General features: G+C 72.3%; 22 protein-coding genes. 10 read left to right on the top strand and 12 right to left on the bottom strand.

All coding sequences use genetic code 11. The annotated features are described in order from the left end of the window. Window positions 1-7: 7 nt before the first annotated feature. On the top strand, window positions 8-385 hold the full coding sequence (locus tag ACFWJW_RS22270) for an RNA-binding S4 domain-containing protein (RefSeq protein WP_387244007.1): 378 nt from the start codon (window positions 8-10) through the stop codon (window positions 383-385). Between the two features lie 52 nt (window positions 386-437). Here ACFWJW_RS22270 and ACFWJW_RS22265 read toward each other — a convergent pair whose 3' ends face one another. Beyond that, the gene (locus ACFWJW_RS22265; protein ID WP_387244004.1) at window positions 438-866 is read right to left on the bottom strand and encodes a YchJ family protein; all 429 of its coding nucleotides are present in this window, start codon (window positions 864-866) and stop codon (window positions 438-440) included. A 196-nt stretch (window positions 867-1,062) separates the two neighbouring features. Between ACFWJW_RS22265 and ACFWJW_RS22260 the strand changes: the two genes are divergently transcribed. Then, the gene (locus ACFWJW_RS22260; RefSeq protein WP_018092434.1) at window positions 1,063-1,257 is read left to right on the top strand and encodes a hypothetical protein; all 195 of its coding nucleotides are present in this window, start codon (window positions 1,063-1,065) and stop codon (window positions 1,255-1,257) included. Between the two features lie 141 nt (window positions 1,258-1,398). Continuing rightward, window positions 1,399-3,219, top strand: a complete 1,821-nt coding sequence (locus ACFWJW_RS22255) for a hypothetical protein (RefSeq protein ID WP_387244001.1) — start codon at window positions 1,399-1,401, stop codon at window positions 3,217-3,219. Window positions 3,220-3,312: 93 nt separating this feature from the next. Here ACFWJW_RS22255 and ACFWJW_RS22250 read toward each other — a convergent pair whose 3' ends face one another. Then, a complete protein-coding gene (locus ACFWJW_RS22250; RefSeq protein WP_387243998.1) occupies window positions 3,313-4,818 on the bottom strand; it encodes a PLP-dependent aminotransferase family protein in 1,506 nt (501 codons plus the stop codon). 194 nt (window positions 4,819-5,012) lie between these two features. On the opposite strand from ACFWJW_RS22250, the gene ACFWJW_RS22245 reads away from it, so the two are divergent. From ACFWJW_RS22245 to ACFWJW_RS22235, 3 genes are all read left to right on the top strand, one after another. Beyond that, window positions 5,013-5,603 (top strand): YitT family protein, encoded by a 591-nt coding sequence (locus ACFWJW_RS22245; RefSeq protein ID WP_387244058.1) that lies wholly within the window; start codon window positions 5,013-5,015, stop codon window positions 5,601-5,603. After that, entirely contained in the window at window positions 5,600-6,400 is an 801-nt protein-coding gene (locus ACFWJW_RS22240) for a glycerophosphodiester phosphodiesterase family protein (RefSeq protein ID WP_387243995.1), read from the top strand. The genes ACFWJW_RS22245 and ACFWJW_RS22240 overlap by 4 nt, the downstream gene beginning before the upstream one ends. Before the next feature lie 455 nt (window positions 6,401-6,855). Continuing rightward, entirely contained in the window at window positions 6,856-7,233 is a 378-nt protein-coding gene (locus ACFWJW_RS22235; RefSeq protein ID WP_026170122.1) for an RNA polymerase-binding protein RbpA, read from the top strand. 111 nt (window positions 7,234-7,344) lie between these two features. Here the strand turns inward: ACFWJW_RS22235 and fxsA are convergent, their stop codons facing one another. The 5 genes from fxsA to ACFWJW_RS22210 all read right to left on the bottom strand — a co-directional run bounded on the left by fxsA (window position 7,345) and on the right by ACFWJW_RS22210 (window position 13,182). Next, on the bottom strand, window positions 7,345-7,974 hold the full coding sequence (gene fxsA / locus ACFWJW_RS22230) for an FxsA family membrane protein (RefSeq protein ID WP_387243991.1): 630 nt from the start codon (window positions 7,972-7,974) through the stop codon (window positions 7,345-7,347). 90 nt (window positions 7,975-8,064) lie between these two features. Then, a complete protein-coding gene (locus ACFWJW_RS22225) occupies window positions 8,065-8,820 on the bottom strand; it encodes a polyprenol monophosphomannose synthase (protein WP_387243988.1) in 756 nt (251 codons plus the stop codon). After that, window positions 8,817-10,493, bottom strand: coding sequence for an apolipoprotein N-acyltransferase (gene lnt, locus ACFWJW_RS22220; protein ID WP_387243985.1), 1,677 nt, complete (start codon window positions 10,491-10,493; stop codon window positions 8,817-8,819). The genes ACFWJW_RS22225 and lnt overlap by 4 nt, the downstream gene beginning before the upstream one ends. 526 nt (window positions 10,494-11,019) lie before the next feature. Next, on the bottom strand, window positions 11,020-12,684 hold the full coding sequence (locus ACFWJW_RS22215; RefSeq protein WP_387243982.1) for an amidohydrolase: 1,665 nt from the start codon (window positions 12,682-12,684) through the stop codon (window positions 11,020-11,022). 57 nt (window positions 12,685-12,741) lie between these two features. Then, window positions 12,742-13,182 (bottom strand): Lrp/AsnC family transcriptional regulator, encoded by a 441-nt coding sequence (locus ACFWJW_RS22210; RefSeq protein ID WP_026170119.1) that lies wholly within the window; start codon window positions 13,180-13,182, stop codon window positions 12,742-12,744. A gap of 205 nt (window positions 13,183-13,387) precedes the next feature. Here ACFWJW_RS22210 and ACFWJW_RS22205 point away from each other — a divergent pair, with 205 nt between their 5' ends. Beyond that, window positions 13,388-13,813: a hypothetical protein gene (locus ACFWJW_RS22205; RefSeq protein ID WP_387243979.1), complete on the top strand. Its 426-nt coding sequence runs from the start codon at window positions 13,388-13,390 to the stop codon at window positions 13,811-13,813. A gap of 31 nt (window positions 13,814-13,844) precedes the next feature. Here ACFWJW_RS22205 and ACFWJW_RS22200 read toward each other — a convergent pair whose 3' ends face one another. The 3 genes from ACFWJW_RS22200 to ACFWJW_RS22190 form a co-directional block, all read right to left on the bottom strand. Next, window positions 13,845-15,029 (bottom strand): phosphotransferase family protein, encoded by a 1,185-nt coding sequence (locus ACFWJW_RS22200; RefSeq protein WP_387243976.1) that lies wholly within the window; start codon window positions 15,027-15,029, stop codon window positions 13,845-13,847. Next, window positions 15,026-16,198: a hypothetical protein gene (locus tag ACFWJW_RS22195; RefSeq protein WP_387243973.1), complete on the bottom strand. Its 1,173-nt coding sequence runs from the start codon at window positions 16,196-16,198 to the stop codon at window positions 15,026-15,028. Before ACFWJW_RS22195 ends, ACFWJW_RS22200 begins: the two co-directional genes overlap by 4 nt. A gap of 284 nt (window positions 16,199-16,482) precedes the next feature. Further along, the gene (locus ACFWJW_RS22190) at window positions 16,483-17,691 is read right to left on the bottom strand and encodes an acyl-CoA dehydrogenase family protein (RefSeq protein ID WP_387243971.1); all 1,209 of its coding nucleotides are present in this window, start codon (window positions 17,689-17,691) and stop codon (window positions 16,483-16,485) included. Between the two features lie 402 nt (window positions 17,692-18,093). Here ACFWJW_RS22190 and ACFWJW_RS22185 point away from each other — a divergent pair, with 402 nt between their 5' ends. The 3 genes from ACFWJW_RS22185 (at window position 18,094) to adh (ending at window position 22,473) form a co-directional block, all read left to right on the top strand. Then, window positions 18,094-19,365, top strand: a complete 1,272-nt coding sequence (locus tag ACFWJW_RS22185) for a glycoside hydrolase family 18 protein (protein ID WP_387243968.1) — start codon at window positions 18,094-18,096, stop codon at window positions 19,363-19,365. A gap of 200 nt (window positions 19,366-19,565) precedes the next feature. Then, complete coding sequence (locus ACFWJW_RS22180; protein WP_387243966.1) at window positions 19,566-20,882, top strand: GAF domain-containing protein; 1,317 nt, start codon at window positions 19,566-19,568, stop codon at window positions 20,880-20,882. Between the two features lie 67 nt (window positions 20,883-20,949). Continuing rightward, window positions 20,950-22,473 carry an aldehyde dehydrogenase gene (gene adh / locus ACFWJW_RS22175; RefSeq protein WP_387243963.1) on the top strand — a complete coding sequence of 508 codons (1,524 nt, stop codon included), beginning with the start codon at window positions 20,950-20,952 and terminating at the stop codon, window positions 22,471-22,473. An 85-nt stretch (window positions 22,474-22,558) separates the two neighbouring features. Here the strand turns inward: adh and ACFWJW_RS22170 are convergent, their stop codons facing one another. Continuing rightward, window positions 22,559-23,458 (bottom strand): TauD/TfdA dioxygenase family protein, encoded by a 900-nt coding sequence (locus ACFWJW_RS22170; protein WP_387243960.1) that lies wholly within the window; start codon window positions 23,456-23,458, stop codon window positions 22,559-22,561. A gap of 13 nt (window positions 23,459-23,471) precedes the next feature. Next, entirely contained in the window at window positions 23,472-24,860 is a 1,389-nt protein-coding gene (locus tag ACFWJW_RS22165; RefSeq protein ID WP_387243957.1) for an LLM class flavin-dependent oxidoreductase, read from the bottom strand. Between the last annotated feature and the right edge of the window lie 14 nt (window positions 24,861-24,874).

Below are 24,874 nucleotides of genomic sequence, written 5' to 3'. Positions count from 1 at the left end.
TCTTGGTATGGCTTCAGACGAGGGGACCACCCGCATCGACAGCTGGATCTGGTCCGTACGGCTCACCAAGACGCGCTCGCTGGCCGCGGCCGCCTGCCGCGCGGGGCACGTACGGGTCAACGGGGAGCGGGTGAAGCCGGCCCATGGCGTGCGCAACGGTGACGAGGTGCGGCTGCGGCACGCGGGCCGGGAGCGGATCGTGGTCGTCTCGCGGCTGGTGCGCAAGCGGGTGGGCGCGGCCATCGCCGCGGAGTGCTTCATCGACAACAGCCCGCCGCCCCCGCCGCGCGAGGAGATTCCGGTGGCCGGGCACCGCGACCGCGGCACCGGCCGTCCCACCAAGCGCGACCGCCGCGAGATCGACCAGCTGCGCGGCGGACGGTGACCGGGGCCGGCCGTTGCGAGCACGGGGACGGGCCCGCCCCGACGGGTGAGGGCTACGCCGACGGCAGCGCGTCGAGATAGACCCACTGGCCGCCCTCGCGGACGAAGCGGCTGTGTTCGTACTGGCTGTCGGCCTGGCCGTGCAGGCTGTAGTGGGCGCGGAATTCCACGGTGCCTTCGGTGTGGAAGGCGCTGCCGCCCGTCGTGGCGAGGATGTCCAGGCCGGTCCAGCGCTGCGCCGCTTCGAGATCGAGGCCGGCCGGGCGGGTCGTGGGGTGCCAGGTGCGCAGCAGATACGCGGTGTCACCGACGGCGAAGGCGCTGTAGCGCGAGCGCATCAGGCGCTCCGCGGTCGGGGCCGTGGCATGGCCCTGATGGAACGGGGCGCAGCAGTCGCGGTAGGTCTCGTCGCGTCCGCAGGGGCACGGCGAGGCGGGGGTGACGGCGGCGGGGCGGCGGGGCTTGTTCTTCTGCTTCGACACCCCACGATTGTGCCGGGTGGGCGGGGCCGGTCCGCGACACGCCGAGCACACCGGGACCCGGCACGCCCTGGAGCTGCGCCCATTTAGGGAATTTCCCTGATAAATCACCCATTTGCAGCTTTTCGTGGCTTGATACGTGCTGTGAGGCTGGAAGAACTCATGGTGACCGTCCCCACCACCCAGGAGAGAACCCCCCATGATTCTGTCCATTTCCGGCGTCGTCCTGCTCGGTGTCATCGTCTTCCTCTTCTTCCGGAAAGACGGCCTGAAGTTGTCCCACGCTCTGGTCTCCGCGCTCTTCGGGTTCTACCTCGCCAGCTCCGCCATCGCGCCCAGCATCAAGGCCGGCGGGGCGAGCCTGGCGAGCCTCCTCGGGGGGATCAAGATCTAGGGGGTCCCGCAGTCCGCTTCCGGCGCACCGCCACGGGTCCCGCCCGAACGGGCCGGCTCCCGTCCGGGCGGCTCCGTGTGCGTCCCCTGCCCGCAGCCCCGCCGATCCCCCACGACCACCGCACGAGCAACAGGAGAAGATGTGGCCCGGCGCCCCCTGCCCCGCATCCTGACCAACAGCGCACCGCTCGCCCGTATGGCACACAGCGCCTCGCTCGCCCGCAGCCGCGAATTCGCGCGTACCGCGGCCGACAGCGCCTCCGATGTGTTCCATCCACTGATCACCATCGGCCGGGGGCTGCGCCGGCTGGGCGCGGCCGGCCGGGGACGCTGGGCCCAGACGCCCAAGGATCAGCGCGGTCCGCTGGCGTTCTTCGTGGGCGCGTGTGTGCTGGTGGTGTGGCTGGTGCCGTACGGGCCGCTGCTCGCCCTGATCGGGGTGATGGGCGCGGGGGCCTGGGCGGGGCGGGAGCGTACGCCCGTGGTGACCGGCCCCAGCGAGGCCGAGACCGAGCGGCTGCGGGCGTTGTACGAGGCGCTGGTGCCCTACCTCTCCGCCGAGGGTGACCCCAGCCCGCTGTATGCGCACGGCGGTGACTGGGAGCGGGCCTTCGCCGAGTACGCCTTCGACGACAGCGGGCGGCTGGAACGACTCCAGCTGAAGTACCCGGCGTACTTCACCGACGGTGAGGACCGGTCCCGGGTCCGCATCGAGCAGGTGCTGTACGCCAAGGCCGGCCGGGGCCGGGAGTACCGCTTCACCTGGGACGAGCTGGCCAATCAGCTCACGCTGACCGTGCTGGAGGCGCTGCCCACGGATATCGCCGCCCAGCGCTTCGTCACCTCGCCGGGCGAGACGGTGCTCGGGTTCACCGACCCGGACTCCGTACAGCGGACCCTGCCGGTCACCGGCGGGGAGGAGACCCGGGATGCCCCGCCGGTGGTCTGGCGGACCGGGCAGCGCTCCACCGAACCGCATCTGCTCGTCCTGGGGCAGCCGGGGACCGGCGCCACGACACTGCTGCGTTCGATCGCCCTCCAGGCGCTCCAGCACGGCGATGTACTGGTCATCGACGGCAGCGGCACCGGGGAGTACGGGTGTCTGGTCGGCCGCCGGGGCGTGCTCGGGGTGGAGAGCGGGCTGGCGGGGGCGCTGGCGACGCTGGAGTGGGCGTCGCACGAGACCGAGCGGCGGCTGATCGCGGGGAACCGGGCACGGCAGGCCGGCGGGGCGGCGCCGGACGACACCCGGCGGCCGCTGTGGATCATCGCGGACCGTCCGACGGCGCTGTCCCATGTCGCGGTCGCGGAGGAGCGGGACGATCCGCAGCAATGGCTTCAGGTGCCGCTGCGGCACGGCCGGGCCGCCCAGGTCACGGTGGTCGTGGCCGACCAGTTCGAGACCGCCGAGCTGCTGAGCGATCCGGTGCGGGCGCACACCAAGGCGCGGGTGGTGCTCGGTCCCGCCACGGCGGAGGAGGTCCGGGCGGTGCTGGGGGCCCCGCCGCACACCACACCGCCGGCACAGGTGCCGCCGGGCCGCGGCTATGCGCGGCTGGGGAACGCACCCGTCCTGCGGCTCCAGGTGCCGGCCACGCCGGATCCGCTCGACGAAGCCACCGGCCAGGCACACCGGGAGGCGGTCACGGCGCTGCTGCCGGAGCACACCGTCCCGGCCGACGGGGCGGGGACCGGCGAGCCGGTGACCGGCGGCAAGCGGGTGGACGTCGGCAAGGCGGGGGCGGCCGGCCCGTCCGCATGCGCCGACGGGGCGGGAGCGGACGACGGGACCGCGGCGGCCGAGGCGGCGCCGGAGGCCACGGAGGACGGATCCGTGGCCGAACCGGTGGGCGCGAGCGCGCGGGTGCGCACCGACAAGGGCGGCGAGCCCCGGGTCCTCAAGGAGTCGGGCGAGCCCCGGGGGCTCAAGGGGTCGGTGGAGGCCGTGCGAGCGGAGGGGTGAGCTCCTCCGTCCGGTGGGGCGGACCGGCTCCTCAAGACGGACCGGCTCCGCAACCGGGCTGCCGCCCGGAAAGACGGGGGCCGGGGCGCGCCGTCAGGCCACGAACGTGTGCCGCAGCTCCGCCTCCACCGGCGCACCCGTCGCCACCAGTCGCGCGGCGCCGGCCAGCCGGACCGCGGCCTCGTCGGCGACCGCCCCGCTGACCGTGAACGGCAGCCGTACGAAGCCCTCGAAGGCGCCGTCGACGCCGAATCGCGGGCCGGAGGGCACCCGGACGCCGAGCCGCTCCCCCGCCTCCGCGATCCGGGAGCCGGAGAGTCCGCCGGTCCGTGCCCAGAGGGTGAGGCCGCCGCGGGGCACGCTGAATTCCCAGTCGGGCAGATGCCGGTGCAGCGCCTCGACGATCGCATCGCGGTTCTCCCGGGCCTGCTCGCGGCGGATGCCGATGGCCTGCTCCCAGCCGCCGGTCTCCAGGAGCGAGGCGATGGCGAGCTGTTCGAGGACCGGTGAGCCCAGGTCGGAGTAGGCGCGGGCGGCGACCAGGCTGCGGATGATGTCGGGGGCGGCGCGCACCCAGCCGATCCGCATCCCGGCCCAGAACGCCTTGCTCGCCGAGCCGACGGTGATCACCGCACTGCCGGCCGGGTCGAACGCGCAGACCGGCCGGGGTGGTTCGGTGTCCTCGTCCAGCCGGAGCTCGGTCATGGTCTCGTCGACGACGAGCAGGGTGCCGGCCGACCGGGCGGCGTCGACGAGGCGACGGCGCTGGTCCTCGGTGGCGAGGGTGCCGGTGGGGTTGTGGAAGTCGGCGACGACATAGGCCATACGGGGGGCCGCGTCGCGCATCACCTGGCGCCAGACGGGGATGTCCCAGCCGGCGAGCTTGTCCCCGAGGGCGACCGGGACGAGCCGGGCGCCGGCGTCCCGCATCAGCTGGAGGATGTTGGCGTACGACGGCGAATCGACGGCCACCCGCTCGCCGGGGCCGGTACAGAGCCGGCAGATCGCGGCGACGGCGCCCATCGCGCCGGTGGTCACCATGATCTGTTCCGGCATGGTGGGGATACCGCGGGCGGTGTAGCGGTCCGCGAGGGCCTGCCGCAGGACGGGCAGCCCGGCCGGGTAGTCACCATGCGTGTGGGAGTAGAGCGGGAGGTCGGCCATGGCGCCCTGGACGGCGCGGGTGAGCCAGGGTTCGGGGGCCGGGAGGGCGGCGCAGCCGAGGTCGATCATGGAGCCGGCGGCTTCCGGGGGCAGTGGTTCCAGACCGCGGGTGGGCAGTGGATTGCCGGCCGGGACGGCGGTCCAACTCCCCGAGCCGCGCCGGGACTCCAGGAACCCCTCGGCGCGCAGCGCTTCATAGGCGGCGGCGACGGTGGTGCGGCTGACGCCGAAGGCCGCGGCCAGTTCGCGCTCGGCCGGCAGCCGGGCGGCGACCGGTATCCGGCCTTCCAGTACGAGCAGGCGCACGCCGTCGGCGAGGCTGCGATAAGCCGGCAACCGGCGGCCGCCGACCGCGAGTTGGGCATCGCGCGGGTCCTGCGACCGGAGCAGCCGGGCGAGTTGGGGCGCACCAACCGCTGAAGTCCACTGAGCCATGAAGATCAGTCCACCTTCCCCGAATTGGCTCTACTTCCCGAGCCCGGACACGCCACATGGTGTCATGCGTCGGTCCAATCCTGCCAGGAGGGGGAAAAGTCGTGTCCATGATCAGTGAGTCCGGCCCGGGGAGGGGCCTGCTGGTGCGCCGCCTGGTGCAGCTCTATACGGGGCTGACGTTGTACGGCGTGAGCATGGGTCTGATGCTGCGGGCCGAGCTGGGGCTGGAGCCATGGAGCGTGCTGAACCAGGGCATATCCCGCCATACGGGGCTGACGATCGGCACGGTCACCATCGTCTCCGGCGCGCTGATCCTGCTGCTGTGGATCCCGCTGCGCCAGCGCCCCGGCCTGGGCACGGTGTCCAATGTGGTGGTCCTCGGCCTGGTGATGGACGCGACGCTGGCCTGGGTGCCGGAGCTGGATTCGCTGGGCGCCCGTATCCCGCTGCTGGCGGGCGCCGTCCTCCTGAACGGCGCCGCGACCGGGCTGTACATCTCCGCCGACTACGGCCCGGGGCCGCGCGACGGCCTGATGACCGGCCTGCACCGGCGGACCGGCCGTCCGGTGCGGCTGGTGCGGACCTGCATCGAGGTGACGGTGCTGGCGGCCGGCTTCGCGCTCGGCGGGTCCGTCGGCGTCGGCACGGTCGTCTACGCGCTGGCCATCGGCCCCCTGGCGCAGTTCTTCCTCCGCCGCTTCGCGGTCCGGGGCACAGCCGTGCAGCCGTCCCCGGTGGTGGCCCGCGGAGAGGCTTCACCTGAGCGCGCCATACTGCCGGAGTGACCTCAGCGATACGCATCCGCCACGCCTATCTCGACCACCCCGGACCGCTCCCCTTCGCCCATCGGGGCGGGCACGCGGAGGGCCTGGAGAACACCGCCGCCGCCTTCCGGCACGCGGTCGGCCTCGGTTACCGCTATCTGGAGACCGATGTGCACGCCACTTCGGACGGCCGGCTCGTCGCCTTCCATGACGCGACACTCGACCGCGTCACGGACACCCGCGGCGCGATCGGAGAGCTCCCCTGGCGGGCGGTGCGCCGGGCCCGGGTCGGCGGCCGGGAGCCGCTGCCGCTGTTCGAGGAGCTGCTGGAGGAGTTCCCCGGGGCGCGCTGGAACGTCGACCTCAAGGCCGAGGCCGCGCTGCCGCCACTGCTGGGCCTGCTCCGCCGCACCCGCGCCTGGGACCGGGTGTGCGTCGGCTCGTTCTCGGAGGCCCGGGTGGCACGGGCCCAGCGCCTGGCCGGCCGGCGGATGGCGAGCTCGCTCGGCACCCGTGGGGTGGCCGGGCTGCGGCTGCGCTCGTACGGCCGCGGGGTGCTGCCGCTCGACCGGCTGCTGGGCGCGGCGGTGCGGCGCAGCGCGGTATGCGTACAGGTCCCCGAGCGGCAGTCCGGCCTCCCGGTCGTCGATCCGCTGTTCCTGCGCGCCGCGCGTGCGCTGGGCATGCAGGTGCACGTCTGGACGGTCAATGACGCGGACCGGATGAACGCCCTCCTGGATCTCGGCGTGGACGGCATCATGACCGATCACCTCGAGACGCTGCGGACGGTGCTGACCGAGCGGGGCCTCTGGGTCTGAGCCGCCCGTGGGGCCGTCCGCCGTCCACCGCGGCAAACGGGGGCGGGATGACGGGACGGGCGTGCCCGGCGCACCTCGCCCGGCGTCGGCGGGGCCGTGTGGGGCCGGACCATCGCGGCGGCCGGAAATCCAGTACCTGACCGGATTTAGCCTCCGGGCGTGCGGGGCGGTAGTGTACGCCTTTGGCTCACCAGGCGGACCGTTACTGCGCGCTCAAGCATGGAAGGCGCTGGGTGACATCTGCTGCCAGATGTGACAAACCGGGCGCCGGTGGGTACAACAAGGGGCGGCACGAAGGTAGGCAGCGGCGCACAGCGCCTCCGTCAAGGGCGGTGGTGGGCGACGGGTGGGCTCATATCCCGAATTCGGGAATCTTCACCGCCGACCGGACGTTGACCGGATGACGACGACAGCGACACCTGTCCTGTGGGCGACAAGCCCGGGAGGCACGATTCATGAGTGAGCGAGCTCTCCGCGGCACGCGACTCGTGGTGACCAGCTACGAGACCGACCGCGGCATCGACCTGGCCCCGCGCCAGGCGGTGGAGTACGCATGCCAGAACGGACATCGATTCGAGATGCCGTTCTCGGTTGAGGCCGAGATTCCGCCGGAGTGGGAGTGCAAGGTATGCGGTGCACCCTCTCTTCTGGTGGATGGCGACGGCCCCGAGGAGAAGAAGGGTAAGCCCGCGCGTACGCACTGGGACATGCTCATGGAGCGGCGCACCCGCGAGGAGCTCGAGGAGGTGCTGGCCGAGAGGCTGGCCGTCCTGCGCTCCGGCACCATGAACATCGCCGTGCATCCGCGCGACAGCAACCGCAAGTCCGCCTGACAACGGACCTGCGCCAAGCAAGCACACAAGGGCCGGGGCCACTGCATCACGCAGTGGCCCCGGCCTTTGTTCGTCTGCGCGGCCGGCCGACGTGCTCAGCCGGTCAGCCGCTCACCCCGTCAGCGGCGGATCCTGGCGGCGCGGGGCCGGCGGCTCGTCGTCGCGGATGACCTCGCCCTGTACGACCTTGCCGTCCGGCCGGTGCATCCGGGCCTGCTGGAACGCGTCACCGAACGAGCCCGGGGCGTAGCCCGCCCGCCGGGACAGCAGCTTCTCGGCGCGGCGCTGCATCAGCTTCCCGGCCGGCGGGAAGAGGCAGAGCAGCCCCAGGGCGTCGGACACCAGCCCCGGCAGCATCAGCAGCAGCCCGCCGACCATGGGGAGCGTATTGCCGCTGCCCGACTTGCCGCTGCCCGACTTGGCGTTGCCGGATCTCCCGTTGCCGGACGAGGAGTTGCCGGCCGGGGAGTCGCCGGCCGCGGCCGGATCGCCGGCGGTCTGGAAGCTCTCGGTGAGGTTCCGCCAGGCGCGACGGCCGGCCCGCTTGATCACATAACCGCCGACGATCACTCCGGCGACCAGCAGGAGCAGCACCGTCAGACCGTTGGTGGCACCGGCGACGACGGTCAGCAGCCAGATCTCCAGCACCATCCAGGCGGCGATGCCCAAGGGGACGAACCTACGGGCGCGCGAACGCTGGGGCGGGCGGGGACTCGGCGATGGCGTGGCTCCGAACGTCATGACTCAAGTGTGCCTGGCCCGTCCGGCCGCCTTTCCCAAGGGTCGCCGGAGAGATCAACTCCCGGCGGCCGGGCGGTGGCGGGCCGGGCGTCAGCGGCCGCGGATCTTGTCCACCCGTGAGCCGACGCCCCAGGCCGTGACGCGCCACAGCGCCTCCACGACGATGTCGCGGCTCATCTTGCTGTCCCCGTACTCGCGCTCGACGAAGGTGATCGGGACCTCGACGACGTGATAGCCGGCCTGCACGGCGCGGCGGGCGAGGTCGACCTGGAAGCAGTAGCCCTGGGAGGCGACATCGTCCAGGCCCAGGCCCTTGAGGGCCTCCGCGCGAAAGGCCCGGTAGCCGCCGGTGATGTCGCGCAGCGGCAGATCCAGCGCCAGCCGGGAGTAGGTGCTGCCGCCGCGGGAGATCAGCTGGCGGTACTTGGGCCAGTTGACGGTACGGCCGCCGGGCACCCAGCGCGAGCCGAGGACGAGATCGGCGCCCTTGAGGGCGGTGAGCAGCCGGGGCAGCTCCTCGGGCTGGTGCGAACCGTCGGCGTCCATCTCGACCAGCACGCCGTAGCCGTGGTCGATGCCCCACCGGAAGCCCGCGAGATAGGCGGCGCCGAGCCCTTCCTTGCCCTTGCGGTGCAGGACGTGGACCTGGTCGTCCTCGGCGGCCAGCTCGTCGGCCAGCTTGCCGGTGCCGTCGGGGCTGTTGTCGTCCGCGACCAGGACATGCGCCTCAGGGACGGCGGACCGCACCCGCGAGACGACCGGCTTGATGTTCTCCGCCTCGTTGTACGTCGGAATGATCACCAAGGTGGTGCCGAGCGGACCGTACTGCCGCTGACCGTCTGTCACTGCTGCCCCTTCTCATCCTTCGTACGCCCACGCCGGCCGATGACTGCCGCGGCGGCGCAGGACAGAAGGCCCACGATAGCGAGCGCCCACTCCGGAGCGGCTCCGACGCGGTCGGCGAGCGTCGTTTCGTCCCGCAGCGGAATCCGCGCCGAGACCACGCCCTGGGTGAACTCCGGGATCCGGTGGGTGATCGTGCCGTCCGGGGCGACCACCGCGCTGATTCCGCTGGTCGCGGCGGTGACCACGGCGCGGCCGTGTTCGACGGCGCGCAGCTTGGACATCGCCAGCTGCTGCTCGGGCTGGCCGGTGCGGCCGTAGGTGGCGTTGTTGGTCTGGACGACCAGGGCGCGGGCGCCGGCGTTGACGGTGTCGTGGACGATCTGGTCGTAGGCGACCTCGAAGCAGATGACGTCACCGAGCCGGGCGGGGCCGACCTTGAGCACCCCGGTGTGGTCGCCGGGGTAGAAGTTGCGGGTCACCCGCTGGAAGCGCGTGATGATCTTGCTGAGCTGCTCCTTGAACGGCACGTACTCGCCGAACGGCACCGGGTGCTGCTTGGTGTAGGAGGCGCCCGGCCCCTTCTTCGGGTCCCAGACGATGCCCTCGTTGAAGACATAGCCCTCCTTGGTGGGGTGATCCACCAGGGCGCCCACGAGGACGGGCACGTTGATGGCCTTCACGGCCTCGTCGATCCGGTCGTACGCCTGCGGGTACTTGAACGGATCGAGGTCGGAGGAGTTCTCCGGCCAGATGACCAGGTCCGGCTTCCTGACCCGGCCGGCCTTCACGTCCGCGGCGAGCTTCTCGGTGGCGGTGGCGTGGTTGTCGGTGATCATCATGGGGCGGCCCAGGAAGTCCATCCCGGGTGACTGGACGTTGCCCTGGACGACAGCGATGTCAACGGTGTCGTCGGCCTCGGTGGGCACGGGCACCAGCACACCGGCCGCGGCGACCGCGGCGGCGAGCCCGAACGCCTCGATGGCCGGCACGGCCCGGCGCAGCGACCCGTTCCCGCGCAGCCCCCAGAGGGTGGCGGCACAGGCGGCGAGCAGTGCCCCGGCCAGCGCGACGGCGAAGGTCACCAACGGGGCGCCGCCGAGCGCTGCGAGCGGGGTGAACGGCGAGCCGGTGTTGGCGAACGCCAGCCGGCCCCACGGGAAGCCACCGAGCGGCAGCCGGTCGCGGGCCCACTCCTCGGCGACCCACAGGCAGGCGGCCCACACCGGCCAGGCCGGCAGCCGGGAGGTGACGGCGAGCGCCGCGCCCAGCAGCGCCAGGAAGAACGCCTCGGCGATCGAGAGGCCCACCACCGCGTCCCAGCCGATGACATGCAGCCACTTCAGCAGGATCAGGAAGAACGGCAGCCCGAACGCGAAGCCCGTCCAGGCGCCCTGGCGGGCGGTCCGGCCGCGGGTCAGCAGCGACAGCGCGGCGACGGACACCAGGGACAGCGGCCACAGGTCGTACGGCGGGAAGGCGAGTCCGAGCAGGAGACCGGCGACGACCGCGAGGCCGGTGCGCGGCGCCTCACGGCGGGCCAGTGCGGCGAGCCGCCGGGCGCGGCCGGGGCGTACGGGCGCGGCGGCCGGGGAGCCCGTCCCGGCGGGGGGCACCGGGCCGTCGGGCGTGCTGCCGCTGACGGCTTCTTCGGTGGTGTCGGAGCCCGATGGCACGTCGCGAGCCTTCCTTGCAGGTCGTGGTGGTGAGCTGACCGTACATCGGGAGGCCGGGGTTACGGATGCGGGGTGCACAAAAGGTGAAGGGGCATCCGGGGAGGGCGAGGAGGCGGTGCGGTGCGGATAGGGGCCCGGCGCCCTTCGGGCCGACCTGGGACCCGCTGGCTGCGGGTCGACCGAGAGCCGTTGTCTACTGAGCGTCCGGGCCCCACCCGGGTCGCACCCGCCGGCCGGCCGAAACCTTCCGTCGCCCCGTGCCGCGGGTCCTGGACCTGGCTCCCAGTGGCGGTGTGCCCCAGTGGCGCACCGCCCCATGGCCCAGCTGCGTTCGACGACTGCGCGGAGGATCTACCGGTCGGACGTCCTGTGGTGGACTCGGCCGAACCTACCGGCCGCCGACCGCCTGCTGTCAACAGGTGCTCCGCCTGCGTCGTTTTCGCGTCGCCCCAGGTCAGCCGCGAGCGCCCGCATGGGGGCCAAGGAGCAGCAAGCACGGTCCGTGGTGGCACCTGCCTGCGCGATGTCACTCGTTCGGCGGCCCGAAGACCGTCCGCCCGCCGACGACCGTGCGCAGGCACACCGGGAGGTCGTTGCCGGGGGTGAGATCGGGCAGGCCGGGGGTGCCGGAGCGGGGGTCGGTGGACCAGCGCTCCACCCGCTCGTCGGGCGCCTGGACGAGCAGTTCGCCGGTGCGCCAGACCGCGTAGTCGGCGGGCGCGCCGGGCACCAGGACGCCCGCGTCGTCCCGGCCGATGGCGCGCCAGCCGCCGCGGGTGTGGGCGGTGAACGCGGCGCGGGCGGAGATGCCATGGGCGCGGGTGCGGTGGAAGACGGCGGCCCGCACGGTGCCCCAGGGGTCGAGCGGGGTGACCGGGCTGTCGGAGCCTAGGGCGAGCGGGACCCCGGCCTTGAGCAGCGCGGCGTACGGGTTGAGGGTGCGCGCCCGGTCGACGCCCAGCCGGGCGGCGTACATGCCGTCCGCACCGCCCCACGCCGCGTCGAAGGCGGGCTGGACGGAGGCGGTCAGGGCCAGGTCGGCGAAGCCGGCGATGGTCTGCTCGGTGAGCATCTCGGCGTGCTCGACGCGGTGCCGGGCGGCCCGGATCCGGTCGAGGCCGATGCGCTCGGCGGCGGCCCGTACACCGTCGACGACGCCGGTCAGGGCCGCGTCCCCGATGGCGTGGAAGCCGGCCTGGAGTCCGGCTTCGGTGCAGGCGGCGACATGGGCGGCGACGGCCTCGGCGTCGAGGTGCCCGACGCCGGTGTGGCCGGCATCCGTGTACGGGGCGTGCAGATGGGCGGTGTGCGAGCCGAGCGAGCCGTCGGCGAAGAGATCGCCCGCGGCGCCGAGGGCCCCGAGCTCCCGGATCCGCTCCGCGTCCTTTGCGGACGCGACCAGCTCGGCCCAGTAGCCGACGACGCGCGGGCCGTTCCCCTCCCGGGCCAGGGCGAGCAGCTCCGTGAAGTCGTCCGCACCGGAGATGTCCGGGCCGGCGCACTCGTGGAGGCTGCCGATGCCGAGCGAGGCGGCGCGGGCGAGTGCGGCGGACTGCGCCTCGGCGCGCTGGGCGGGAGTGACGGTGGCGTACGCGGCCTGCCGCACCGCGTGGTGGGCGTCGCCGGTCAGCGGGGCGTCGGCCCGGAATCCGGCCAGCTCACGCACGCCGGGGACCAGATCGAGCAGCGCCGTCGTGACGACCGCGGAGTGCACATCCACCCGGGTGAGGTAGAGCGGCCGGCCGCCGGTGGCCGCGTCCAGTTCCGTGCGGGACGGCGGGCGGCCCTCCGGCCAGGCGCTGGCGTCCCAGCCGTGGCCGAGCAGGATCCGGTCCGCCTGCCGCGCGGCCGCGTAGTCGCGGATACGGGCCAGCGCGTCGGTCAGCGTGCCGGCGCCGGACAGATCGAGGCCGGTGAGCGCGAGCCCGGTCGCGGTGGTGTGCACATGTGCGTCCGTGAACGCCGGGGTGACGAGCGCGCCGTCGAGCCGGACGACCTCGTCCACTCCTTCGGCGAAGGAGTCGGCCGCGCCCTCCTCGCCGACCCAGGCGATGCGGTCACCCTCGACGACCATGGCGGTGGCGAAGGGGTCCGCGGGGCTGTGCACCTCACCGCCGCGCAGCAGGACCGTACGGGGACGTGCCGGGCCAGTGGGGTGCGGTCGGGCCGGATCGGGGATGCGCTCGCTCATACCGGACAGTTTGGCCCCTGTGCACGGACGGGCCGCGCGCAGGGGGGCGATCACCGGTCAGATGCGCGGCGGGCGGGCCTCGTAGGGCGTGGAGAGCACGACCGTGGTGCGGGTCGAGACGCCGGCGAGGGTCCGTATGCGGGTGAGCAGATGCTCCAGCTCCAAGGGGGTGGCCACCCGCACCTTGAGGATGTAGTTCTCGTCGCCCGCGACGCTGTGGCATGCCTCCAGCTCGGGGACCTCGGCCAGGCGGTCGGCGATGTCGTCCGGCGCGCTGGGGTCGAAGGGTTTGACCGAGATGAAGGCGGTGAGCGGCAGGCCCACCGCTTCGGGGTCCACGATGGCGGCATAGCCCCGGATGACACCGCGCTGCTCCAGGCGGCGCACCCGCTGGTGCACCGCCGAGGTGGACAGGCCGGTGGCCTTGCCCAGGTCGGTGTAGCTCATCCGCCCGTCCTTGACGAGCAGATCCACGATTTGTCGGTCCAACTCCTCCACACACTCAACCTACTGCGCGCGGGCGCGTGTGCGCACCGCGCGCCGGATCGTGGACACCCTTGCGCCGGGCCATGTGACCAATGCCACACGTGTGATCCGGTGTCGGTGGGGTGCCCGCGATTATGCGTGCGGCATGAAGGGAATTGCTGCTGGTGGCCGGGACCGCCCGTCACAGGAAGTCAGCGGTACGGCCCACCCGAGGGGGATGGACATCATGCGACGCCTTAAGCAGGACTCAGCTGCCGCGAACATCGGCGCCCAGGAGGGCGACAGTTCCGGCCTCTCCGGCGACGACGGTGCGGACGACTCTTTCGACACCTATGAGATCTACCGAGTGACCTGCCCCGACTGCCTCCAGCCGATCGCGCTGCTGGCGGACGAGGACACGCTTCCGGAGCACGCCCTGTGCGCCTCGCCGTGGAACCCCTTCGGGCTGACGGTGTGCCAGGGCTCCGGCCGGGCGGCATCCGAGGCGCCGGAGTCCGAGGACACCCTGGACGCCCAGGAGCAGGACGCGGCGATGCTGCTGACGCTCCCGGAGAGCCTGGACTGGCGCCGTCAGCCGTTCTCGCACATCGGCGGGCCCGGCACCCGGCCGGTGCGGGTGCCGGGGATGCGTCCGGGCGCCTGAGAGCTTTCCGAGTCTTCCCGAGGGGCCGCGCTCACCAGTAGCGGCCCTCGATCATCGCCTCCAGCGTCTCCCGGTGGAGGATCAGCGCATCGGCGTCGGCCGGAACCGGCATCTCACCGAAGTGGACCTGGCGGTAGGCCACCCGCAGCATGACGATGGCGTGCCGCAGGGCCGCGTAGAGCGTGTGGAAGTCCATATCGCGGGGCGGGTGTCCGGTGAGTGCGGCATAGCGGCTCTCGACGCGGTCGCGGGTCAGGAGCCCGGGCAGACCCCGTTGGCCGCCGGCCTCGGCGAGATCCTGGAAGAAGCGGTGGAGATAGACCATCCACCCCAGGTCGAGTTCGCGGGGGCCGAGAGCGGCCATCTCCCAGTCGAGGACGGCGGCCGGCTCGAACCCGTCGTAGACGATATTGCCGATCCGGGCGTCGCCCCAGCTCAGCACGGTCTCGCCGGGGTCCGACGGCCAATGGTCGGCCAGCCGGGCGAAGGCCCGCTCGATGAGCGGGGAGCGCGGGCGGCCGTCAACGACCCAGGAGTAGTAGTCCCGTTGGGCCTCGACATGCCGGTGCAGCGCGCTCCCGGTGCCGGTTCCGGCGAGGAAGTCGGCCGCGGCGGGCGGGACTTGGTCGTGCAGCCGGGCGAGGACCGAGACACTGGCGGCTTCCAGGTGGTCGCGCTGGGCGTCGGTGGCGTCGTGCAGCCAATTCCCCTCGTACGTATAGGGCATGACGTCCGGAGGGACGCGGCCGTCGGCGCGGGCCATGACGAAGAACGGCGCGCCGAGGTGCGCCGGGTCCTCCTCCAGCCAGAGGGTGCGGGGCACCGGGAGGTCGGTGTGGGTGGCGACCAGACGCATGGTGCGGTACTGCCGGGCCATGTCGTAGCGCGGGAAGACGGTGTACGCGGCGGGGTCGGCGGCGAGCCGCAGTGCGCAGGAGACGGGGGCCGCTCCCTGCTCCGCTCCGGCCGAGGGCGCGGGGGACGGCGGCTCGGGGTGCTCGATGTCGAAGAGCAGGGTCTCGCTGGACATCCCGTTGGAGTCCGGGACGGTCGGGGCGACGGCGCGGGCGCCGGGCAGCCGGGTGCCGAGCCAGGCGGTGAGCCGGCGGGTGAGGGCTTCGGGGTCGCGGGTGCTGGTGCGGGGGCGCCGCCCGGCGGGCACTCCCCCGGGCTCCTTTCCGCCCGGGGTGGCGGCGGGCGGTGGCTGCGCCGTCATCGGCCGGCCTCCCCCGCGACGGAGTCATAGCCGGTGAAGCCGCTGGGATCGTGCCGGCCGAAGCTGCCGTGCTCGAAGATGCCGTGGCCGGTCCGGCCGTCGAGGGTGAAGCGGGCGGCGTGGTCGGTGACTCCGTAGGCGGCGAGCGGGTGTGCCGCCGGGTCGCTGAGGTCGTAACTGCGGCGGTCGGTCCAGCCGCGGCCCCGCCAGGTGCCGTGCTGCCAGTCGTCGGCATGGGGGTCCCCCCTGCTCGAACGGAGTTGAGAGCTTGGGGGAGGATAACCGGCGCCGAGGGCGAGGGGCGAGGAGGTGAGGATCTCGGCGGTGAGTTCCAGGGGCTTGCGGCCGGGGCCGGTGAGGTGGAGGACGGCGCGTTCGGGGTGGCGGGTGCCGGGGCGGTAGCCGATGTCCGTGTGCGGCCAGCCGAGTTGGACCTCGCGGCCGTCGTCGTGGACCACCAGGGCCTCGTTGAGGGTGCGGTGGCCGTCGGCGTCCTCCTGGACGATGACCATCACAAAGCGGTCGTCGAAGCGCACCGGGCACCAGACCCAGTGGAAGCCCTCGGGCCGCAGCTCCTCCGCGGCCCGTCCGCCGTCCTCGCCGGGTATCGGGCGGACGCCCCAGCTGCGGTCGCGGGTGCCGGTCCACTCCCCCGCCGTCACGTCGAGCTCCTGGCCGGCGACGCGGATGCGGCCGGTGCAGGTGCCCGCCTGGACGAACCGGCGGCCTTCCAGCATCAGCCGGTCGCCGCGGTACTGGGTGTGGTGCGGCTCCCAGGTGGCCGGAAACGCCGCGTTCCAGGTCAGGTCGTAGGCCAGGCCGTCCGGGTCACCGGGGTCCGCGGCGCAGGTCAGCCGCAGGCGGGCGAGTGGCTCCTCGACGGTGACGGTGAGCGGGCCGACGGTGAGCGCGAGACGGTCGTCGGTGAGCGCGTCGGAGGCCCGCACGGCATACAGCCGGTCGCCGAGGCGGAGGGTGGCATAGGCGTCGATGACACCGGTGTTGGGATAGACGCCGAGGCCGGTGATCAGCAGGGCGCGGCCGGAGTGGTCCATGACATGGAAGATGCACCGGTCGTAGGCGTTGCGGTCACTGGTGGCGACATGCCGCAGGGACAGCGGGACCTGATGGATCGGGTACTCGTCGAGCGCGATCGGGCGGTCGGGCACGGTCTCCTCCTGGGCGCGCGGGCGGCCGGGCGTCACCCCGGTTCGACGCCCACACAGGGGAATTGACGGTACGTCAGCTACGGACGGACGGCCAGACCCGGAAGGACAAGTAGGGGGCGTAGCGGCACTATGCCTGCGTCGGACCTGCGCCACGGAGGGCATCGGCGTCCATGCAGCGGCGCGGTCGCCCCCTCCGGCACCGGGTCCAGCAGCGAGAGCGCGGTGGCCCCGGCCGGCGGGAAGCCGCGGGGTGGGCGGGAGCGTGCCCGCCCACCCCGTCCCGCTCAGCGCTTCTCGGGGCCGGCGAGATGCCGGGCGATGACCATCCGCTGGATCTGGTTGGTGCCCTCGACGATCTGGAGGACCTTGGCCTCGCGCATATAGCGCTCGGCCGGGAAGTCGAGGGTGTAGCCGTAGCCGCCGAGGAGCTGGACGGCGTCGGTGGTCACCCGCATCGCGGTGTCGGTGCAGAACAGCTTGGCCATCGCCGCTTCCTTGGAGAACGGCAGACCGGCGTCGCGCAGCCGGGCGGCGGTGAGGTAGAGGGCGCGGCCCGCCTCGATCTGCGTCGCCATGTCGGCGAGCATGAAGCGCAGACCCTGGAAGTCGGCGATCGGGCGGCCGAATTGCTGTCGTTCGGCGGTGTAGGCGAGCGCCTCGTCCAGCGCCGCCTGGGCGACGCCGACGGCACAGGCCGCGATGCCCAGGCGCCCGGAGTCCAGGGCGGACAGGGCGATGGCGAAGCCCTGGCCCTCCTCCCCGATGCGGCGGGAGTCGGGGACCCGTACGGCATCGAAGTGCAGCTGGGCGGTCGGGGAGCCCTTCATGCCCATCTTGCGCTCGGGGGCCGCGGCGCTCAGGCCCTCGGCGTCGCCGGGCACGAGGAAGGCGGTGATGCCATGGGCGCCGCTGCCGCCGGTGCGGGCCAGCACGGTATAGAAATCGGCCACGCCACCATGGGTGGTCCAGGCTTTGGTGCCCTCCAGCGTCCAGGTTCCCCCACGCTCGGCTTCGCTCGCGCGGGAGGTGCCCCCATCCTCGCGGGTGGCCCGGGTGGTCAGCGAGGCGGCGTCGGAGCCCGAGGAGGGCTCGGAGAGGCAGTACGCGCCGAGGAGCCCGCCGCCGAGCATGTCCGGGAGGTGTTCGGCGCGCTGCTCCTTGCTGCCGTATCCGGCGAGCGCATGGCAGGCGAGGGTGTGCACGCTGACGCCGAGGCCGACGGTGAGCCGGGCCGCGGCGAGCTCCTCCAGCACCTGGAGATACACCTCGTACGGCTGGCCGCCACCGCCGAATTCCTCGTCGTAGGGCAGCGAGAGCAGGCCGGATTCCGACAGCAGGGTGAAGGTCGCGCGCGGGAAGTGGCCGGCGTCCTCCTCCTCGGCGGCCGTTGGCCGGATCTCGCGGTCGGCGAGCTCGCGTACGAGCGTCATCAGGTCACGGGCTTCTTCGGTGGGCAGCCTGCGGTCCACCGGCCGGGGGCCGTACTCGGTCATGGCGGCGCTCTCCTCCCTGTCGGGCGCTGCGGCGACACGCGCGGGGTGGGCGGCGGCGCCGGTTTCCGTAGTGCCAGGCCGATGATCGCGTTCCGGGTCTCGGAAGGCGATGACCTGCGACTGTGGCGCTAGGAGTATGCCCGATCGGAGGCTCCGCGTCACGGGTTGATCATCACTGGCCAAGGAGATCCGGCCCCGGTACCGGCTGGACGGGAAATTGGTCCGAACCATTGACTCACTGGTCTAGTCCTTCTACCTTCTCCTCCAACGTTCAACGCGTTCATGCCAATTCGGAACGCGGGTCAGGCTCCCTCCAGGGAGTGTCCGCAGAGCCCCGCCGTCCGTCTGGAGCGCGGGCCGTTGGGGAGCGCGGGCACCCCTACCCCCCTCCGAGGAGACGACATGCCCATACCGCACCGGCCGCGCGCCCCGCGCAGAGTGATCGCCGCCGTGACCGCGCTGTGTACGGCGGCACTGGCCGGCACCCTGCTCGCCGGACCGGCCTCCGCCAGCCCCGCGAACGCCCCCACCGCACCGCGCGACACCGCCCCCGCGGCACCCGCGGCGGCAGGTGGGAAGGTCGTCGGATACTTCACCAACTGGGGTGTCTACGACCGCAATTACCACGTCAAGAACATCGAGACCTCGGGCTCGGCGGCCAAGCTGACGCACATCAACTACGCCTTCGGCAACGTCCAGGGCGGCAGGTGCGCCATCGGCGACTCCTACGCCGACTACGACAAGGCGTACACCGCCGACCAGAGCGTCGACGGCAAGGCCGACACCTGGGACAACGGCGCGCTGCGCGGCAACTTCAACCAGCTCAGAAAGCTCAAGAAGCTGCACCCGAACCTCAAGGTGATCTGGTCGTTCGGCGGCTGGACCTGGTCGGGCGGCTTCGGCGAGGCCGCGAAGAACCCGGCCGCCTTCGCGCAGTCCTGCTACGACCTGGTCGAGGACAAGCGCTGGGCCGATGTCTTCGACGGCATCGACATCGACTGGGAGTACCCCAACGCCTGCGGTCTGACCTGCGACACCAGCGGCCGGGACGCCTTCACCAAGGTGCTGCGGGCGCTGCGGTCGAAGTTCGGCGGGAGCAATCTGGTGACCGCCGCGATCACCGCGGACGCCTCGGCCGGGGGCAAGATCGACGCCGCCGACTACGCGGGCGCGGCCCAGTACGTCGACTGGTACAACCCCATGACCTACGACTACTTCGGCGCCTGGGACGCCAAGGGCCCGACGGCCCCGCACTCCCCGCTGACGTCGTACAACGGCATCCCGAAGGCGGGCTTCAACAGCACCGACACCCTCGCCAAGCTCAAGGGCCTGGGCGTGCCGGCGAGCAAGCTGCTGCTGGGCATCGGCTTCTACGGCCGCGGCTGGTCCGGCGTCACCCAGGACGCGCCGGGCGGTACCGCGACCGGCGCGGCACCGGGCAAGTACGAGGCCGGCATCGACGACTACAAGGTCCTCAAGGGCCGCTGCCCGGCCACCGGCAAGGTGGCCGGCACCGCGTACGCCAAGTGCGGCGACCAGTGGTGGAGCTATGACACCCCGGAGACCATCGGCACGAAGATGGCCTTCAAGGACGCGCAGGGGCTGGGTGGCACGTTCTTCTGGGAGCTGAGCGGTGACACCGCCAACGGTGAGCTGATCAAGGCGATCAAGTAGCGGCAGCCGGCGCGGAGTCGGGCGGGAGGCAGCGGCCTTCCGCCCGTTCGTCGTCCGGCCCTCCGGCTGCCGGCACGGCGCACGACCGCTCGACGCGCGCCCCTCGATGGCACCCGGCGCGCCTCGCGGGGTTTACGGTCCCGCCCGCTACGAGCACCATCGGCCGTACGGGGGCAGGAGCCGCATCGAAGAGGTGACACGTGGTCAACCCTTGGCTGGCGATGGAGGCCGGAGCCGATCCGGTGGAGCGCACCCGCACGGTACGCAGGGCCCATGCGGCGTTCCTGGCCGACGGGACGGTCGCGCCGCCGGTCCGCCGGGTGGTCGCCGACTCCTGGCGCCGTTCCGCCGACGCGCACGCGGCGCCCGACGGCGCCGCCCCCATCGAGCTGGACGAGGCCGCGCTGAGCGCCTACCGGGAGGGGCATCCGCTGGCCCGCGCGATGCCGGTCTTCCGGGAGCTGCTGGGCAGCTTCGCGCAGGACGGCGCGCATCTGCTGGCCGTCTGTGATCCGCAGGGACGGCTGCTGTGGGTGGAGGGGCACCCCGGGGTGCGGCGCAGTGCCGAGCGGATGAACTTCGTCGTCGGCGCCCGCTGGGACGAGCGGCACGCCGGCACCAATGCCCCGGGCACCGCCCTCGCCGCCGGTCACGCCGTACAGATCTTCGCCGCCGAGCACTACAACCGGCAGGTCCAGCGCTGGAGCTGTGCCGCCGCCCCGCTGCACGACCCACGGACCGGCCGGCTGCTGGGCGCGGTGGACCTCACCGGCGGGGACCATGTGGCCAGTCCGCACTGCCTGGCGCTGGTGCAGGCCACCGCCCGCGCCGCGGAAGCCCATCTCGCGTCAGGCGTACCGGAGTTGGGCGTCTTCCTGTCCACCCTCGGCCGGGACGAGGCGCTGCTGGTCCTGGACGGGGAGCGGCTCCGGCTGGGCCGCCGGCACAGCGAGATCATCACGCTGCTGGCCCGGCACCCCGAGGGCCTGACGGGCGATCAGCTCTCGGTGCTGCTGTACGGCGAGCGCGAGCGGCGCCCGGTCACGCTGCGGGCCGAACTGTCCCGGCTGCGGCAGCTGGTCGGCACCCTGCTGCACTCCCGTCCGTACCGGCTGAGCAGGTCCGTCGAGACCGATCTGGACGCGGTCGAGGAGGCGCTGGCCGCCGGCGAGGTGCGCTCCGCGCTGAACGCCTATCGCGGCCCGCTGCTGCCGTCGTCGGAGGCGCCCGGTGTCCAGCGGCTGCGCGGCACGCTCGCGGACCGGCTGCGGTCCGCGCTGCTCGGCGCCCGCGATCCCGGCCTGCTGTGCGAGTGGTCGCGCACCCCCTGGGGCGAGGACGACCTGGAGATCTGGGAAGCCCTGGTCGACGCCCTGCCGGAGCGCTCCCCGGCCCGCAGCGCACCGCTGGCCACCGCGCACCGGCTGCGCGCGGCGTACGGCCTGACCCGCGGCGGTGCGGTGGGTCCACCGACCGCCACGCGCGTCGCAACGTCCACGCAACCTCCCCGGCTCTAGCCTGCGCGCAACGCCCGGCACACGGGAGTGCCGGGCACCGCGCCGAGAGCGATTGGGAGGCCGCACCATGGCCCGTTACGCCAGCCCGGGTTCCGCCGATGCCGTGATGAGCTATCTGCCCCGCTACGACCACTGGATCGGCGGCGAGTATGTGGCGCCCGCCCTGGGCCGGTACTTCGAGAACCCGACCCCGGTCAACGGAGCGCCGTTCACGGAGGTCGCCCGCGGCACCGCCGAGGACGTCGAGCGCGCCCTGGACGCGGCACACGCGGCCGCCCCCGGCTGGGCCCGCACGGCCGCCGCCGAACGCGCCGCCGTCCTGAACAAGATCGCCGACCGGATGGAACAGCATCAGGAGGCCCTGGCGGTCGCGGAGAGCTGGGAGAACGGCAAGCCCGTACGGGAGTCCCTCGCGGCCGACATCCCGCTCGCCATCGACCACTTCCGCTACTTCGCGGGCGCCATCCGCGCCCAGGAGGGCTCGCTGTCGGAGATCGACGAGGACACCGTCGCGTACCACTTCCACGAGCCGCTCGGGGTGGTCGCCCAGATCATCCCCTGGAACTTCCCCATCCTCATGGCGACCTGGAAGCTCGCCCCGGCCCTGGCCGCGGGCAACGCCGTGGTCCTCAAGCCGGCCGAACAGACCCCCGCCTCGGTGCACTTCTGGATGAGCCTGATCGCGGATCTGCTGCCGCCCGGCGTGGTCAACATCGTCAACGGATTCGGCGCCGAGGCCGGCAAACCACTGGCCTCCAGCCCCCGGGTCGCCAAGGTCGCCTTCACCGGTGAGACCACCACCGGCCGGCTGATCATGCAGTACGCGTCCGAGCACCTGCGCCCGGTGACCCTGGAACTGGGCGGCAAGAGCCCCAACATCTTCTTCGACGACGTCTCCTCCGCCGCGGACGACTTCCACGACAAGGCGCTGGAAGGCTTCACCATGTTCGCCCTCAACCAGGGCGAGGTGTGCACCTGCCCGTCCAGGGCCCTGATCCAGCGCGGCCACTACCAGGACTTCCTGGAGGCCGGCGTGGCGCGCACGGAAAAGATCGTCCAGGGACACCCGCTGGACACCGACACCATGATCGGCGCCCAGGCATCCAACGACCAGCTGGAGAAGATCCTCTCCTACCTGGACATCGGCCGGAAGGAAGGCGCCCGCATCCTGACCGGCGGCTCCCGCGCCGAACTCGGCGGCGAACTGGAAGGCGGCTACTACGTCCGCCCGACCATCTTCGAGGGCAACAACGACATGCGGGTCTTCCAGGAGGAGATCTTCGGCCCCGTCGTGGCCGTCGCCCCCTTCAGCGACTTCGACGACGCCATCGGCATCGCCAACGACACCCTCTACGGCCTGGGCGCCGGCGTCTGGACCCGGGACGGCTCCACCGCCTACCGCGCGGGCCGCGCCATCCAGGCCGGCCGCGTCTGGACCAACTGCTACCACGCCTACCCGGCCCACGCGGCCTTCGGCGGCTACAAGCAGTCCGGCATCGGCAGGGAGACCCACAAGATGATGCTGGATCATTACCAGCAGACGAAGAACCTGCTGGTGAGCTACTCGGCCAAGAAGCTGGGGTTCTTCTAGAGGCAAAGAACTCCAAGCACCTCCTGGGGGTGCGCCCCCAGGAGGTGCTCCCAATGGAGCCCGGCGGCCGGCGGGCCCGTGGGTGTCAGGCCACGGCGGGTGTGTAGTGGTCGGCGCCACCGCCTTCGAGGGCGCGGCTGGAGGTGCCGTCGATGCCTGCCGGAGCGTCCCCTGCGACGGTCACCCGGTGCAGCAGGCGCGGGAGGTCACCGTAGTCGTCGGGGGCGTAGTGCTGGGTGATGCGGTTGTCGAACAGGACGAGGTCACCTGGCGTCCAGGCCACCCGGACGATGTTCTCGGGGCGCGTCACGTACGACTGGAAGATGCGCAGCAGGTCCCGGGACTCGGAGGGGCCAAGGCCCTCGATGGTCTGCGCGAAGCCGCCGATGAACAGGCCGCGCTCCCCCGTCTCGGGGTGCACGCGTACTACGGGGTGGGCGGTGCGGTACGTGCGCGAGACGAACCGCTTGCGGTGCTCGGCCGCTTTGTCGTTCTTCGGGGCGGCGTAGTCGTAGTCGTTGGTGTGCACCGCCCACAGCTTGTCCGCCAGCTCGCGCAGCGGCGCGGGCAGATCCTGATAGGCCGCGGCCGAGTTGGCGATCAGCGTGTTGCCGCCGTAGGGCGGGACGACGATGCTGCGCAGGGTCGACGCCTTCGGGGGTGTGCGGACGAAGGTGACGTCGGTGTGCCAGTGATTGGCGCGGATGCCCTCGTCCCCGTCGACGGGAAGGATGTGGGGCTGCCCGTCGACGGACGGGACGGTGGGGTGGGCGGTGGTGAGTTCGCCGAAGAGGGAGGCGAAGCGCAGCTGCCCGGCGTCGTCCAGCTGCTGGTCTCGGAAGACCAGCGCCTTGTGTTCCAGCAGAGCCGCATTGATCTCAGTGACGATCGCCGGGTCGAGGTCGGCGGAGAGGTCGACGCCCTTGATCTCGGCGCCGATTCGTCCGCCGATCCGGCGGATGTCGAAGCCTGTGCTGGTGCTCATGTGCGGGTTCCTTTCAGGAGTTTCGGCCGTTCGGGATTTCGGGAGTTTGGGAGTCTCGGGTGTTCCGGCCGTTGTCGTCGGCCAGGCGGCTGCGGGGCCGAGGCAGCCCGTAGTGCTCGCGCAGGGTGTGTCCGGTGTACTCGGTGCGGAACAGGCCCCGGTCCTGGAGGATCGGCACGACGTGGTCGACGAAGTCCTCCAGGCCGCCCGGCAGATGCGGCGGCATGACGTTGAAGCCGTCGGCGGCGCCCTGCGTGAACCACTCTTCGAGCTGGTCGGCGATCTGCTCCGGTGTCCCGGCGAAGACCCGGTGGCCGCGCCCGCCGCCGAGGCGCGCGATGAGCTCGCGCAGGGTCAGGCCGTCGCGCCGGGCCAGTTCGGCGACCAGGGTGAAACGGCTCTTGTTGCCGTTGATGTCCCGCTCCTCCGGCAGCGCGGGCAGCGGACCGTCCAGCGGCAGCCCGGTCAGGTCCGTCCCGAGCATGCCCGACAACTGGGCGAGTCCGTACTCCGGCACCTGGAGGTCGGTCAGCTCCTGTTCAAGGGCGCGGGCCTCCGCCTCCGTCGAGCCGATGACCGGGCAGATCCCGGGCAGGATCTTCAGGTCGTCCTCGGAACGTCCGTAGTGGGCGAGGCGGTTCTTCACGTCCTTGTAGAAGCCCTGCCCGTCGGCGAGGGTCTGCTGTGCGGTGAACACGGCCTCGGCGTACTGGGCGGCGAACTCCTTGCCGTCCTCGGAGGACCCGGCCTGCACCAGCAGTGGATAACCCTGCGGGCTGCGCTGGACGTTCAGCGGGCCCCGTACGGCGAAGTGCTCCCCCCGGTGGTCGATGGGCCGCACCTTGCCGGTGTCCGCGTAGATCCCGCGCACGCGGTCGAGCAGGACCGCGTCATCCTCCCAGCTGTCCCACAGCTTGGTGGCGACCTCGACGAATTCCCGCGCCCTGTCGTAGCGCAGACGGTGTTCGAGGTGTTCGTCCTGCCCGAAGTTGCGGGCCTCGTCGACGGTGCCGGAGGTGACGATGTTCCAGCCGGCCCGCCCGCCGCTGAGGTGGTCGAGGGAGGCGAACTTCCGGGCGGTGTGGAAGGGCTCGTTGAAGGTGGTGGAGACGGTGGCGATCAGGCCGATGCGCTCGGTCACCGTCGCCAGGGCGGACAGCAGCGTGAGTGGTTCGAAGCCGCCGAGCGCGTTGTGCTTGACCTTGCCCCACAGGGCCAGGCCGTCGGCGAAGAAGATCGAGTCGAGCTTGCCGCGTTCGGCGGTCTGCGCGAGGTGTTGGAAGTAGCGCCGGTCGGTGACGCGTTCGGGCCGGGTACGCGGATGCCGCCAGGCGGCATCATGGTGGCCGGCGTTCATCAGGAAGGCGTTGAGGTGAAGGCGGCGGGGTCTGGCTGCGGGCATGGAAAATCCCTCCG

It is taken from the genome of Streptomyces sp. NPDC127097 (assembly GCF_042724075.1).
GTDB lineage: Bacteria > Actinomycetota > Actinomycetes > Streptomycetales > Streptomycetaceae > Streptomyces.
Note: the sequence above shows the minus strand (reverse complement) of the source record. Positions and strands in the feature narration are given on the sequence as shown.